Source organism: Rhodoplanes elegans, assembly GCF_016653355.1.
Taxonomy (GTDB): domain Bacteria; phylum Pseudomonadota; class Alphaproteobacteria; order Rhizobiales; family Xanthobacteraceae; genus Rhodoplanes; species Rhodoplanes elegans.
In genome coordinates, this window is sequence record NZ_NHSK01000299.1 from 1 (window position 1) to 11,923 (window position 11,923).

At 67.8% G+C, this 11,923-nt stretch carries 18 protein-coding genes and 1 pseudogene; all 19 read right to left on the reverse strand.

Annotated elements, in window-relative coordinates:
* A partial coding sequence (locus CCR97_RS29640; protein WP_201160175.1) for a relaxase/mobilization nuclease domain-containing protein occupies positions 1–793 on the reverse strand: 793 nt, incomplete at its 3' end.
* A 244-nt stretch (positions 794–1,037) separates the two neighbouring features.
* Positions 1,038–1,811, reverse strand: a complete 774-nt coding sequence (locus CCR97_RS29645; RefSeq protein WP_012047463.1) for a lytic transglycosylase domain-containing protein — start codon at positions 1,809–1,811, stop codon at positions 1,038–1,040.
* Between the two features lie 4 nt (positions 1,812–1,815).
* Positions 1,816–2,151 (reverse strand): DUF736 domain-containing protein, encoded by a 336-nt coding sequence (locus CCR97_RS29650; RefSeq protein ID WP_012047462.1) that lies wholly within the window; start codon positions 2,149–2,151, stop codon positions 1,816–1,818.
* A gap of 45 nt (positions 2,152–2,196) precedes the next feature.
* The gene (locus tag CCR97_RS29655) at positions 2,197–2,742 is read right to left on the reverse strand and encodes a S26 family signal peptidase (RefSeq protein WP_012047461.1); all 546 of its coding nucleotides are present in this window, start codon (positions 2,740–2,742) and stop codon (positions 2,197–2,199) included.
* Positions 2,739–3,248: a DUF2840 domain-containing protein gene (locus tag CCR97_RS29660; protein ID WP_111357857.1), complete on the reverse strand. Its 510-nt coding sequence runs from the start codon at positions 3,246–3,248 to the stop codon at positions 2,739–2,741. Before CCR97_RS29660 ends, CCR97_RS29655 begins: the two co-directional genes overlap by 4 nt.
* Positions 3,245–3,499 (reverse strand): ribbon-helix-helix protein, encoded by a 255-nt coding sequence (locus CCR97_RS29665; protein ID WP_012047459.1) that lies wholly within the window; start codon positions 3,497–3,499, stop codon positions 3,245–3,247. The genes CCR97_RS29660 and CCR97_RS29665 overlap by 4 nt, the downstream gene beginning before the upstream one ends.
* Positions 3,496–4,134, reverse strand: coding sequence for a ParA family partition ATPase (gene parA / locus CCR97_RS29670; protein WP_041751135.1), 639 nt, complete (start codon positions 4,132–4,134; stop codon positions 3,496–3,498). Before parA ends, CCR97_RS29665 begins: the two co-directional genes overlap by 4 nt.
* Before the next feature lie 208 nt (positions 4,135–4,342).
* Positions 4,343–5,221: a replication initiator protein A gene (locus tag CCR97_RS29675; protein WP_012047457.1), complete on the reverse strand. Its 879-nt coding sequence runs from the start codon at positions 5,219–5,221 to the stop codon at positions 4,343–4,345.
* Positions 5,222–5,231: 10 nt separating this feature from the next.
* A complete protein-coding gene (locus CCR97_RS29680; RefSeq protein WP_012047456.1) occupies positions 5,232–5,507 on the reverse strand; it encodes a helix-turn-helix transcriptional regulator in 276 nt (91 codons plus the stop codon).
* 137 nt (positions 5,508–5,644) lie between these two features.
* A complete protein-coding gene (locus CCR97_RS31965; RefSeq protein WP_083780742.1) occupies positions 5,645–6,118 on the reverse strand; it encodes a DUF2285 domain-containing protein in 474 nt (157 codons plus the stop codon).
* The gene (locus tag CCR97_RS31970) at positions 6,096–6,416 is read right to left on the reverse strand and encodes a transcriptional regulator domain-containing protein (RefSeq protein ID WP_012047454.1); all 321 of its coding nucleotides are present in this window, start codon (positions 6,414–6,416) and stop codon (positions 6,096–6,098) included. Before CCR97_RS31970 ends, CCR97_RS31965 begins: the two co-directional genes overlap by 23 nt.
* 125 nt (positions 6,417–6,541) lie before the next feature.
* Positions 6,542–6,799: a DNA -binding domain-containing protein gene (locus tag CCR97_RS29695; protein WP_012047453.1), complete on the reverse strand. Its 258-nt coding sequence runs from the start codon at positions 6,797–6,799 to the stop codon at positions 6,542–6,544.
* 120 nt (positions 6,800–6,919) lie between these two features.
* Positions 6,920–7,171: a helix-turn-helix domain-containing protein gene (locus tag CCR97_RS29700; RefSeq protein ID WP_012047452.1), complete on the reverse strand. Its 252-nt coding sequence runs from the start codon at positions 7,169–7,171 to the stop codon at positions 6,920–6,922.
* Between the two features lie 203 nt (positions 7,172–7,374).
* Positions 7,375–7,698 (reverse strand): DUF736 domain-containing protein, encoded by a 324-nt coding sequence (locus tag CCR97_RS29705; RefSeq protein WP_041751133.1) that lies wholly within the window; start codon positions 7,696–7,698, stop codon positions 7,375–7,377.
* Positions 7,699–8,287: 589 nt separating this feature from the next.
* Entirely contained in the window at positions 8,288–8,728 is a 441-nt protein-coding gene (locus tag CCR97_RS29710; RefSeq protein WP_041751132.1) for a hypothetical protein, read from the reverse strand.
* Between the two features lie 169 nt (positions 8,729–8,897).
* Positions 8,898–9,320, reverse strand: a complete 423-nt coding sequence (locus CCR97_RS29715) for a type II toxin-antitoxin system VapC family toxin (RefSeq protein WP_012047448.1) — start codon at positions 9,318–9,320, stop codon at positions 8,898–8,900.
* Entirely contained in the window at positions 9,317–9,571 is a 255-nt protein-coding gene (locus tag CCR97_RS29720) for a FitA-like ribbon-helix-helix domain-containing protein (RefSeq protein WP_012047447.1), read from the reverse strand. The genes CCR97_RS29715 and CCR97_RS29720 overlap by 4 nt, the downstream gene beginning before the upstream one ends.
* Before the next feature lie 79 nt (positions 9,572–9,650).
* Entirely contained in the window at positions 9,651–10,574 is a 924-nt protein-coding gene (locus CCR97_RS29725; protein WP_012047446.1) for a DUF2493 domain-containing protein, read from the reverse strand.
* A gap of 334 nt (positions 10,575–10,908) precedes the next feature.
* A pseudogene (locus CCR97_RS29730) lies at positions 10,909–11,775 on the reverse strand (DUF7146 domain-containing protein); the annotation flags it as partial.
* Between the last annotated feature and the right edge of the window lie 148 nt (positions 11,776–11,923).

Below are 11,923 nucleotides of genomic sequence, written 5' to 3' on the forward strand. Positions count from 1 at the left end.
GTGGCGCGAGATCGATGATGCCCGTCCGATGGGCGTCGCGCGCGAGCTGGCGATCGAGGTTCGTCCAGCGCTCGGCCTCGATCTGTCGCTCCAGCGCGGTGCGGATGTCGTGATCGGTGCGCGGGCCGAGTTCTTGGGTGATCAGGTCGCGCGCGCGGTCGCGCATGCCTTCCTTGATGTAGTCGCGCGCGATGACGAGGTTCTCGCCGTCGTCACGAACGCCGCGCACGATCAGGTGGACGTGGGGGTGCTCGGTGTTCCAGTGGTCGACCGCCACCCAGTCGAGTCTTGTCCTGAGATCTTTCTCCATCTGGCCGACCAGGTCGCGGGTGAACCGCTTGAGGTCCGCCATCTCGATCGCGTCATCCGGCGACACGATGAAGCGGAAGTGATGGCGGTCGTCGGCGCAGCGCTCCGCGAAAGCCTTCGGATCGGCTTCATCGGTGCCGGGACCGAAGAGCCGCGCCTTCTCTCCGTCCCGGGTGACGCCCTCGCGCCGGAGATAGCCGAGATGGGTCACGAGCGAGGCGCCGCGTGCGCCGTGGCGGACGACGCGTGCCTTGACGACGGCGCCGCGCGAGCGCGACGTGATGAGCCGGTTGGCCTGGATCGAGGCGCGCTGGCCGCGGCCGAAGCGGGAGCGATGGCCGGGACCGATCGTCCCTTTGCGGGAGACGGAGCCGCCGGCGCGCTGGGCGGCGGCGAGCGCCTGCGCGATGAAGGGCCGCGCCCGCTGCGTGCGCGTCGAGCGGATGCGGCCAGGCCGGATGCGGAAGTCGTCCTCGGCGCTCATGGCCGCGGCCCCGCACATCGCGCCAAGCGACGGAATTCATTGAAGAAGTGCCGAAGCCGCAGGCTGCGCCGGGACGGCGCACCTCGCGGCTTCGGCATGTAAGCTATTGAAAACGCACAACCGTCCTGGCGCGCACCTCGCGCCCCTTTATCCTGCCATCGTGCGGACGTGGTTGCGCCCTCCCGCCTCACCACACGCTCTTGTGCGCTGGGGGTCGCTACATCGCGATTGGGCAACGAGCGCGTCATTGCTGCGGGTCCGGACTCGCTTGCGCGACGAAGAGGCCGGAGGAGCGCGGTGAAAGCGCTGCCGCGTCCCGCGCTCGTGGTGCTGTCGCGTTGTCACCGGGCGCGCGCTGTTCTTGCGATGGGGCTGCATTCGCGTTGCCGTTCGCGCGCACGACGAACAAAGGAGAGCGCGTCCAGGCGAGCGAATCAGGCGCAATCGCGGTCACGCGCTCGAGCGGTTCGCCGCCGACAAGGGGCGCGAGCAAAGCGACATAGGCACGCGTTTCGGCCGGCAGAGCGCGCACGCCCGCAAGGTATTCGTCATAACGCTGCGGGCCCGCATTGTAGGCCGCGAGGAAGCCCGGCGATCCGTAACGGTCGTGCATCTCGCGCAGGTACGCGGCGCCGGCCAGGATGTTGTCGCGCGGATCGAACGGATCGCGGCCGAGACCGTAACGGGCGCGCAGCTCCGACCACGTGTCCGGCAAGATCTGCATCAGGCCCATCGCGCCGTTGCGAGAGACGGCGCGCACATCGCCGGCGCTTTCCGCGTCCATGACGGCCCGTATCCAAGCGACGGGCAGGCCGAAACGCCGCGCCGCTTCCGCGATGTAGTCAGCGATTGTGTGGTCGCTCCGAAGACGCGCGGTAGACGCGTTCTGCGCAAGCGCAACGCTGGTGAAGGGCGCGGCGATCAGCAGGCCGGAAAGGAGAAGAGCGGGAAGACGCCGGGCGAGCGAGCCCCGCCCAGCCGTCTCACTCCGTCTCCGCGAGATCAAGCGGATGACCATCGCGTCAATCCCGCTCGGGGCGCTTTTGAGGGCGGTTCCAGTGCAGGCCCCAGATCGACTTTGCGTCGCCGGACTGGAACAGGTTGGCGCGGATCGGCTGGCTGAGCGCCGGGTCGTCGATCTGGACGGAGACGTAGTCGCCGGCCTTCTCGCCGGTGCGCTTCCAGCCGGCGCCGATCTCAGGCCCGTTGCTGTCGCCGAGATGGACGCGGTAGTCCGGCGCGTTCTCGGCGTCCGAATGCTCGGCCGGAATGAGCACGATCTCGCCGTTCAGCGTGAGCGTGCGGACGTGCCCGGCATAGCCGTTCTTGGTGCGGGTGAACTCTCCGATCTGTGGCATTGAAAGCTCCCTATGTGCGGTGAAGGGGACGTGCTCGGCGCGCCGTCACCGCGTTGCGGCGTGCCATTGGAAGCGGCCGTCGCCGTCCTCGTCGGTCCACAGCGGCACCGCGCGGCCGATGATCGTTTTCGTGGCGAGCGGGCCGAAGTAGCGGCCGTCCATGCTGTCGGGAGCGGCCCAGTTCATCAGGAAGACTTCGCCATGGGCGATGCGGCGGCAGCCCTGCCAGGACGGCAAGACACGGCCGGCGCGGTCGCGCGCCAGCGCGTCGCCCATGTCGATCCCGTCGACCGTGATGTGCGATCCGTCCCGGCAAACCTGCTGGCCAGCAACGGCGGCGACGCGCTTCATCAGCGGCACGCCGCGGGGCAGATAGCGGCGTTCGGCCATGAAGGAGGCGAGCGGCTCGGGCGTCTCGACCGCGACGAGATCGGTGACTTCGAGGTGACGCGCCGGCGCGATGGAATAGAGGCCGAGCGGTACGCTGGCGGACGCATTCCAGATGAGCCTCGGCGTCACTGGAAGGAAGGAGAGAACGCCGACCGCCACCACGGCGAGGGAGGTCGTCATGACATAGCCGAGGCGCGTCACGGCTCGACCCTCCGCCGCAGGAGGATCGCCCGATGCTGCTCCACGGTGTAGCGGCGCGGCTCCTCGCCGGCGGTCAGGCGGTGGTGGACGTGGCGCCAGTGATGCGGCGACACCTCGGCCGGGTCGATGCCGATCGCCTCGATCGCATCGACGATCTGGAGGACGCGCTCGACCTTCGGCCAGCCCTCCATCTTGAGCAAGATGTCGCCGCCGGGGCGCACGAAGGGCAGCGTCTGATAGCGCTCGCCGGGCGTGATCGCGCGCACGATGTCGATGCGCGACAAGATGGTGCCATGGTCGTTGGAGGCCCAGCGCACGAAGGCGAAGACGCTGTTGGGCGTGAAGGCGAGCACGCGGCGGTGCCGGTCGAGGATCTGCTCGTCCTTCTCCTTGCCGAAGTGGATCCAGTATTCGACCTTCTTCTCGATCCAGGTCAGCTCGACGCGTGTCAAGCCGTCGGCGGGAAGCGGCGACGGCACGAGGCGCAGGTGAGGCGCACCGGTCATGGGTGGTCTCCTTCGGCTGGAGGGAATTCGCGGGCGAGCAGGTCGCGCAGCATGTCCGCGACGGTCAGGCCGTGCTGGAAGGCTGCGATCTTGATGCGGCCGCGCAGCTCCGGCGTGATGTCGATCGTCAGCCGCGCGGTGAAAGCGGCCGCGTCGTCGTTGCTGTTGGGGCGCGGTGCAGATGCCTTGATCCAGCGTTCGGGATCGGCCGGCCGCGCGATGAAGGCGCGTTTCGGGGAGCGCTGCGTCATCGCGCCAGCCTCCCGACTTCGGCCGCAAGAGCGGTGATCTCGCGCGCCGCCGGACTTTCTGTGTGTGCTTCCCAGACGAGGCGGCCGGACTGCGCGGCCTCCGCGAAGGCGACACGCTGACCGATCCTGGAGGCGAGCAGCGGCGGGTCGTGATCGGCGAGGGTGAGCGCGGTCTCGCGCGCGATGACAGTGCGCGCGGCGCATCGATTGAGGACGAAGCGGGCGACGAGCTGCGGGCGATACACGCGCGCCTCGCTCAGCAGTGCTAGCATCTCGGCCGATCCCCAGCCGTCGAAGGGCGACGGCTGCACCGGGATCAGGACGATGTCGGCCGCGAGCAGTGCCGAGCGCATGAGCCCGGCGACGCGCGGCGGGCCGTCGATGACGATGTGATCGGCATTGCGCGCGAGCTCGGGCGCTTCCCGGTGCAGCGTATCGCGCGCCAGGCCGATCACGCCGAACAGCCGTGGAAGGCTCTCGCGTGCGCGCTGCTGCGACCAGTCGAGAGCAGAACCTTGCGGATCGGCATCGATGACAGTGACGCGCTGGCGTCGTCGTGCCCATTCGCCGGCGAGGTGGAGGGCGAGCGTGGTCTTGCCGACGCCGCCTTTCTGGTTGAGCAGCGCGACGATCATGGCGCCGCCTCCCGTTGGCGGCACTCATCCACAGGTGTGGAACGCGGAGCGGCCGTTAGAAAGATTCCGAAGGAATCCTGGTTAGAAGAGTTACGCCGCGCACATTGCTTTGAATCGACGCTCGGATTCGATGAATCCGGTCCCCGATGGCACGAGGATCGGGTCCCCGATGGCACGATAGGTTCCGTCCCTGATAGCACGAGGCGATTCACAGCTTGTCCCCAGCGCGAGAAGTCCCGCGCGGCCGCAGCGGAGCGAGGGCCGCGGAAGCGACGGGAACGAATGCGAGGCGTTCTGGGGCGTCCGGCGGCTGCTCGATGGTCAGCCGGTAGCCGGGCAGCGTCTGCCGGCGAACGATGTCGCGCAGGTCGTAGGCGAAATGCTTGAGCGGTGAGAGGCTGCCGGACTTCGCATGGAGATAGGCGACGTCGAAGCTCCAACCGTAGTGCTGGCGGCCGCCGTGCTTGCGCACCAAGCGATACAGCCAGCGCTCCAGCCCGCCGGTCAGACGGAAGTACGCGCGGTCGATTGTGAGCACCAGCGCGTCATCAAGGACAGCGGCAAAGAACCAGTCCGGTACGATCAGCTCGAGACCGAGCGGACGGCCGTGCGCGTCCGCACGCTCCTTCCACTCGTTGATCCAGGAGAAGCGGTGCATCCGCCGCTCGGTTGGCTGGCGGATCGAGGTCGCGACGGTGGTCGATTGCAGGCGGTCGAGCGCGGCCTTCAGGCGGTCGTAGTCGCGCGCGCTCACCCCGCGGCCGATGAAGGAGAGAATTTCGTATGGCGTCGCCGCCACCAGGCGCGACGGCCGCAGGCCGAGGTCGCGCGCCTCGACGATCTGTGAGGCTGCCCAGATCAGCACGTCGGCGTCCCAGATCGTCGCCATGCCGTGCTCCGGGACCGCCTCGACCCGGATGACAATGGTGCCGGCCTTGAAGTCGATCGGCGCCAGCCGCTTCGACTTGGCGAGCGAGAAGAACGGATAGGCCATGAGGTCCTGCGCGTCGCGCGGCGCGAGATCGCCGGGCAGCGCCCGGAAAAGATCGAGCTGCTCGCGTTCGCTATGGCGTCGCGCCCAGGACATGTCGCGCCTCTCAACGGCGGCTACGACCGGCCTGCGCCGAGGCCGAGTCGTGGCGCTTGGCCGGCAGCACGGAGCCGCGCGGGTCGGACGTCGAGGTGACCGCGCCGCGGTCGGCCCAGGCCTTGAGGTCGTCGAGCGCATAGACGACGCGACCGCCGAGCTTCCGATAGGCCGGCCCGGTGCCGTAGGTGCGATGTTTCTCCAGTGTCCGGCTGGACAGGCCGAGGAAGTCGGCGGCCTCCGGCGTCCGCAAGAAGCGCGGCGGCAAGCCGGCGAGATTCGTCATGTCGCACCTCCGGGCGTTCGTTCAAGTTGCCGGCGAGCACCGGCGAGCGAAGGCCACGGTGGCGGAGGAAAGCTGCGTGAGGGGATGGCGAAGATGCGAGTGCTAAAATCGCACCCCTGCGGAATAGCGCGGCAAAACTACTGACGGCGTCGCCGACGCAGGAGCGCACGATAGCCACCAGCGATCAGCGCGAGGCCGTCCTTCACGAGATCAATCGTCACGTCGCGAAGGGCGGAGGTCTTCCAAGACGCATCGGCGATGCGGGCGGCCCCGAAGATAGCTTCGGCGATTTCGCGGTAACTCGCCCCTTCCGTGTGTCCATCCACCGCCTGAAGCATGCGCCGAAGTCGCCGACGCTGCTGCTTGGTCAGTCGCCCGTCGATCGGCACCTTTCGTCCGTTGACGGCACGCCAAAGACGGGTGACCGCGTCGATGCGGTCGAGGCCATCGGCCCCCAGCGGGACCAATGCGACAACTGGGTTCGCGGGCGAGGCATCAGTTGTGAGGAAGAGTCGAACGGCGTTCGCGCCGCGACCCTGGACAATGCTTAACCCGTCTGCGCCGTCGCGGGCGGTATTCGCATCGAGGTCAGGCGGGACGGCGCTCTCCACTGAAGGCGATGGAGGCGCTGCGGTGAGGATGACAGTGCCGGGATCGACATCGGGGGTCCAGAAGACGGGGGCGTTCGTGGCGGCGAGCGACGGGTCGATCGCGAAAGCGCAACCCCCAGCGCGGCCGCACCAGCACGGCGAAGCGCTGGGCGGCAGCGGAGGATCGCTCGCTTTCGGCAAAGTCTCGTTGGTATTTCGGGTTGCGCCTCAGCCATTCCCAGGCGAGGTCCGGCGCGAAGAGATAATCGAGATAGTCGTAGGTCTCGGAGGTGCGCCAGCGCGATGTGTCGGGACCCATGTGTTTCCTCCCCTGACCCTTTGGTCGGGCGCGTGCGAAGGAGGAATACGATCGCGGGTTGAGACGACGGCGGGTAGCCGCCGAACATGCAAGGGGTGATGCTAGGACAGCATCACGTCTCGATATCAGGCCTCGCGCGCGAGCTGCCGGTAGCCGTACTCACGCATCCAACGGGCACGGGCGAGATGGCTGCGGTGCACGCGATAGGCGCGCTCAGGTTCCCTGCCGGCGTCGATGCCGAACAGGAGCGCCACGGCTTCGCGCCAATCGGCGGCGTCGGTTTCCGCGTCGAGCAGCCGCATGTAGAGCTTCATGTGAGCGCGGTCGTAGCTCGTCAGCAGCGTGCTTTGCGGCGGCTCGTCTAGGAATGCTTGGTGTGTCAATTCGAGCCCCGACGGTCGACACGGGTTCGGTGCAACGGATTGTTAACCCTACGCACACTGGCGGCCGGTGCAAGAGGAGCGCCGTGCACGCTCTTCCGCCCGCTGCACGGGGGTGCCGCGTCAAGTTCTGCCGTGGCCGCCCACTTTCGCGCGTACAAGCATCACTCCTTCGCCCTGGTCGGACGACAGGAAGACGATGCCGTTGGCCTCTAGCGTGCGACGGACCTGATCTTCCGTCGACTCGAAGACGGCGCTGTGAGCGGATTCGAGTCGTTTGAGCGCCGTTAGCGATACCAGGGCCTTGTCCGCGAGCGTCTCCTGTGTCCATCCCAGCAACGCGCGAGCGGCCCGCCATTGTCGGGCGGTGATCATGCATGATCACCTCCCACCGGGCCGATCGAGCAGCCAGAACTACGACTAAAATAGTCGTTCTTGGTCAAGGAGGCGAGCAAAAATGGCCGACAAAGACAGGCTGTTAGCCGACTCGCCGTGAACTGATTCGGTCGTTTACGCCTCGTCTCCGGGAGCGAGCAAGCCCCGCCCGGTCAAGCCGGGCGGGGCCTGGGGCTTTCGCCTCACTCGCCGTTGCGGCGGTTGGGGCGGGACCAAATCAGGCTGTAGCCTTCGCCTTCCTCGTCGTCGAAGAGGTTGGCGTAGATGGGAGCCGTGAACGACGGGTCGTCGAGCTTGAGACCCAGATAGTCGCGGCCTTCGTTGGAGCGCTTGGTCCAGGCGGCGCCGATCTCGACGCGTCCCGCAAAGACTCGGTGGCTGGGGGCGTTCTCACCCGAGCGGGTGGCTTCGGGGACGATGCGGACGTTCTTGGCCTGGACGCTGAGGGTGACGATCTGGCCGACGAACTCGTTGCCGGACTTCTTGAAGGTGCCGATGGTCGCCATGGTAGTTCTCCTTGATCTCTGTTTCGAGTCCGCACCATTGCGGCCTCGATGGCGATCGGTTGGCCGGAGGCGATCGACGCCGCACCTGCTTGCGGGCCGGAGCGCAGCGGAGGATGGCAGCCGGGAGACTTTCTTGTTTCGCGAGGAATGGGCGCAGCCCAGGGGAAGAAAGTCGACCGGTGCCATTGCGGCATAGGCGGTCGAGGCGAAGCCGGCCTGCGGCCAGATCAGCTCATCAAAGAGGCCGCATGGAGCGCTCGATCAGGCAGAGAGGATCAAGGAGAACTTGGCGGTTCCGTCGTGCAACCGCAGGGGTCCGGCGGCGTCGGCGCACGGCGCTCATCCCGCGTCGAGGCGACCGGACCGGCCGCATCAATGCTCTCGATGAGCAGCGACAGGCGTGCGACCAGCCCGCTGTCTTCGATGGCGTGGAGGTTCGTCGCGCGGGCCAACCCCGCGTTCCAATGCAGCGCGTGACTATGGGCCCAGCTTGGCAATCCGGCGCTCGTTCTCACCCCGAATTGCCAACAGGCGACGAGGAGCGCGCAGGAGGCGTGATCTCGTCATGCCTTGAACCGCCGAAACAGTCTCAGGCGCGCGCCACGCCGTGGCCGGTCCGGCCGGGCGGGGCCAGCGTCGCCAGCCGCGCGAAGGCGGTGATGCCGACGACAACGGCCCCGACAACTGAGAAGGCGACCTGCCAGGTTTCGGAGGGCATCGTGTGCTTCACGATGCCATGTGTCGCGTGATAGCCGGCGATGGCGGCAGGTGCGACGAAAGCGGCGGAGATCATGAGCCGCAGCCAGAGCGGCTTGACGAATGCGAGCAGGAGGTGGCCGGCAAGCAGGGTCGCGAGGCCGGCGACCGCCCCGACGGCGATTCCGCCAAGCCAGCCGGCGCCTGTGCCATACACCCAGACGCCTGCCATGACGCCCGCGAACAGCGGCAGCGCGTAGACCGCGAGGTAGAACAAGAGACAGCAGATGACGCCGATGGCGGCGATGCTGGCGAGCACGCTGAGTAAAATCATGGTGGTGGCCTCCGTGAGACAAGGATCTGACGGTCGCGCCTTCCACCACCACCACGGCGCAGGGCTTTATAGCATAAGATCGTCGGCGCGTGAGCGGACATCGCGAACGGCTTCCGTCCGGCGTAGCTGAGCCGGATTGTTCCGCATCAGAAACTTCTCCGACTGCTGATCAGCCGCCGCCCGTCCAGGGATCGATGACCGTCAGGCCGGCGGCCGCGAACGCGGCGGTGTGGCGCGACGCCACGGCGAAGCCGTGCGCGGCGGCGATCGCGGCGATGTAGCCGTCGGGCGTGGGGAAGCCCTTGCCGGCCTTGCGCGCCTTGACGGCGAGGTCGGCGTATCGCCGCGCCGCTTGCGTATCGAAGGGCAGGACTCTCGGCTTGAACAGCTCCATCACGCCGTCGAGCGTGGTTGCCAGGCGGTCCTTGCGCTTGCCCCTGGGCAGCGCGCCGATGCCGAACATCAGCTCCGCGATGGTGACGCTGGAGAGAAACAGCGTTTCCGCGGCCTGGGCGTCGAGCCAGTCCCGGACAGACGGATGTGGCTCGGGCTTCATCGCCTCGGAGACGACATTGGTGTCGAGCAGGATCATCCGAAGCGCATCGGCTGGGCGGGCCGGGTGTCGCGAACCTGTTCGACCGCCTCGACATCGGCATTGTTGAGTCCGATCTTGCGGCTCATCTCCGAGAGCGCGGTGCCGATCTTGAGCCGCCCCGCGGGGCGCACGGCGGCTTCCAGAATGGCGCGCATTTCGGCTTCCGTGCTGCGGTTGTGCTGCGCCGCCCGGACCTTCAGGGCGCGATGCGCCTCCTCCGAGAGGTTGCGAATAGTGACAGCGGGCATGATAGCGTCCTCGGCGGATTGACTGCGGCGCTATCAGTATTACGAATGTGATAGCATTTTTCAAGGATGATGCCGGCGCTCAAGCGCCGCCGAACCGCCAGACCGGGATGCCGAGCTTCTTCGCCTTGTCGGCCAAGTTTTCCTGGATGCCCGTGCCGGGGAAGATCATGACGCCGATGGGCAGCACCTCCAGCATGGCGTCGTTGCGCTTGAAGGGCGCGGCCTTCGCGTGCTTTGCCCAGTCCGGCTTGAAGGCGATTTGCGGCACGTTGCGGTGATCGGCCCAGCGCGCGGCGATGCGCTCGGCGCCCTTCGGCGAGCCGCCGTGCATGAGCACCATGTCGGGGTGCTTGGCGTGCACCTGGTCGAGCTTGGCCCAGATCAGCCGGTGATCGTTGAAGTCGAGCCCGCCGCTCAGCGCGACCTTGGGACCGGGCGGCAGCATGACCTCGGTCTCGGCGCGCTTCTTCGCGGCGAGGAAGTCGCGGCTGTCGATCATCGCAGCGGTCATGGCGCGGTGGTTGACGAGCGAGCCACTGCGCGGCCGCCAGGCCGAGCCGGTGTGGCGCTCGAAATGCTCGCAGGCCTGGTCGCGCATCAGCTCGAAGGCGTCGCGGCGCTCGATGAGGGTCTGCCCCTCGGCGATGAGCCGCTCCAGCTCGACCGACTTGACCTCGGTGCCGTCCTGCTCCTGCTGGCTCCGGCGCTGCGCCTGCTCGTTGTCGTCGAGCTCGCGCGCGATGCGGTCGGCGGCGCGGTGGAAGATGTTGACGGTCGACCAGAGCAGGTCCTCGAGATCGGGCTCGAGGCGGGTGTCGCCGAGCGTGGCAACAAGAGCGTCGAAGATGTCGGCGATGGCCCCGGCGACGGCATTGCCCTCGGGAAGCGGGCGCGGGTCGGGTTCGTCCTGGAAGGGGCGGAAGCCGTAGAGCTGAAGCTCGGTCAGGACGTGATCGGTCGGGGAGGAGCTGTGGTGGGGCTCGAAGTCGTCGTCGCTGGTCATGGGATGCTCCGTCGCTGGATTGGCCGCGACCCTCGCGGCCTTCATGGCGACGGAAGACGGTGGGCGGGCCGGCCCTGCACCTGGAGCGAAGCGCAGGGCCGAAGCGCCAGCGGAGGATGGCGAAGGCCGGCTATTTTGCCTGGCGATGCAAAGGCGCGTCAGCGCCGGCGGAAAATAGCCGGCCGCAGCCATTGCCGGGCCGGGCCGCTTGCCGTCCCGTTCGCCTCTCAGGAAGGCCGCGGGCGCGGCTCTGTCCCGGCGCGAGCAGCATCGGCCGCCGGCGTGACGGCGAGCCCCATCATCCGTTCCGGCCGCACGTCCAGGTTCATCAGGGCTATGCGGCCTCGGCTATGAAGCGAGCGGCATCCCGGGCCGCGATCTGCGCCCGAAGGGCTGCGCGTAGGGCGTCGGGGCCGAGCATCCGGAGATCCTCGTTGAAGTCGGCGAGTCGTGGCGACAGCACGATCGCCTCGATGCTGTCGTGGGACGCGCGCTCGATCAGCGCGGCCATCGCGCCGTTGCCGGCCGGATCGTCATCGCGCGCGATGTAGAGCCGGCGCAGTGTGTCGGCGAAGAGGATGGCCGAGAGATGGGCTGCCGACAGAGCGGCGACCATCGGCATGTCCGGCAGCGCCATCCTCAGCGAGAGCATTGTCTCGATGCCTTCGCCAGCGGCCATGACCTCGCCGGCGACGCCGAAGCGGACGGCGTGTCCGAGAAGATCGCCCATCGCGCGGCGCGGCGTGTCGATCGGCGCCTTACCGAGACGGATGGGATCGAAGCCATCGGGATCGAGCCAGGTCCGGTGCGCGCCGGTGAGGCGGCCGTCGAGATCGGTGACGGCGGCGATCATGGCGGGCCAGGTCTCCGTGGCGGAATGCTCGTCCGGCCGGTAGTAGCAGCGCGGGTGGAAGCGCAGCGAACCGGTTCCGTGCAAAGCCGTAATGCCGCGCCGGCGGAGATACGTCTCGACGAGCGTGCCGTGGATCGGCCGCGACATGGCGAACAGCCGCCGCGCGGCTTCCGGCGAACCCGTTGGGGCTGGCTGAATGGCGCGACGACGTTCATGCGCCTGCGGTTCGGGTTGCGGCAGGCTGAGGAAGGCACGTGCCTCCCTCGCGACGTCCGCGAAATCCACGAGGCCGCAGCTCTCGCGGATGACGTCGAGCAGGTCGCCATGCTCGCCGGTCGCGGCGTCGGTCTTATGTGCAGTTGAACATAAGACCGATTATGTTGCGGCGCTGGTTATGTTGCGGCCCCGCGCTGGACGGCCGTTTTGTGAGGGATCGGCAGCTTCTGCGCAACATAACCTCCGCCCGTCAGGGAGGGTCGCGTGATGCGCCGCGACG

What these genes read in the sequence shown, in the direction of transcription:
- CCR97_RS29650 (WP_012047462.1), bottom strand. Translation starts at nt 2,151, where the DNA reads ATGCCACAGATCGGAGAGTTCACCCGCACCAAGAACGGCTATGCCGGG.
- CCR97_RS29700 (WP_012047452.1), bottom strand. Translation starts at nt 7,171, where the DNA reads ATGATCACCGCCCGACAATGGCGGGCCGCTCGCGCGTTGCTGGGATGG.
- CCR97_RS29725 (WP_012047446.1), bottom strand. Translation starts at nt 10,574, where the DNA reads ATGACCAGCGACGACGACTTCGAGCCCCACCACAGCTCCTCCCCGACC.
- CCR97_RS29680 (WP_012047456.1), bottom strand. Translation starts at nt 5,507, where the DNA reads ATGACGAATCTCGCCGGCTTGCCGCCGCGCTTCTTGCGGACGCCGGAG.
- CCR97_RS31970 (WP_012047454.1), bottom strand. Translation starts at nt 6,416, where the DNA reads ATGGGTCCCGACACATCGCGCTGGCGCACCTCCGAGACCTACGACTAT.
- CCR97_RS29720 (WP_012047447.1), bottom strand. Translation starts at nt 9,571, where the DNA reads ATGCCCGCTGTCACTATTCGCAACCTCTCGGAGGAGGCGCATCGCGCC.
- CCR97_RS29715 (WP_012047448.1), bottom strand. Translation starts at nt 9,320, where the DNA reads ATGATCCTGCTCGACACCAATGTCGTCTCCGAGGCGATGAAGCCCGAG.
- parA (WP_041751135.1), bottom strand. Translation starts at nt 4,134, where the DNA reads ATGATCGTCGCGCTGCTCAACCAGAAAGGCGGCGTCGGCAAGACCACG.
- CCR97_RS29660 (WP_111357857.1), bottom strand. Translation starts at nt 3,248, where the DNA reads ATGACCGGTGCGCCTCACCTGCGCCTCGTGCCGTCGCCGCTTCCCGCC.
- CCR97_RS29665 (WP_012047459.1), bottom strand. Translation starts at nt 3,499, where the DNA reads ATGACGCAGCGCTCCCCGAAACGCGCCTTCATCGCGCGGCCGGCCGAT.
- CCR97_RS29645 (WP_012047463.1), bottom strand. Translation starts at nt 1,811, where the DNA reads ATGGTCATCCGCTTGATCTCGCGGAGACGGAGTGAGACGGCTGGGCGG.
- CCR97_RS29710 (WP_041751132.1), bottom strand. Translation starts at nt 8,728, where the DNA reads ATGATTTTACTCAGCGTGCTCGCCAGCATCGCCGCCATCGGCGTCATC.
- CCR97_RS29675 (WP_012047457.1), bottom strand. Translation starts at nt 5,221, where the DNA reads ATGTCCTGGGCGCGACGCCATAGCGAACGCGAGCAGCTCGATCTTTTC.
- CCR97_RS29705 (WP_041751133.1), bottom strand. Translation starts at nt 7,698, where the DNA reads ATGGCGACCATCGGCACCTTCAAGAAGTCCGGCAACGAGTTCGTCGGC.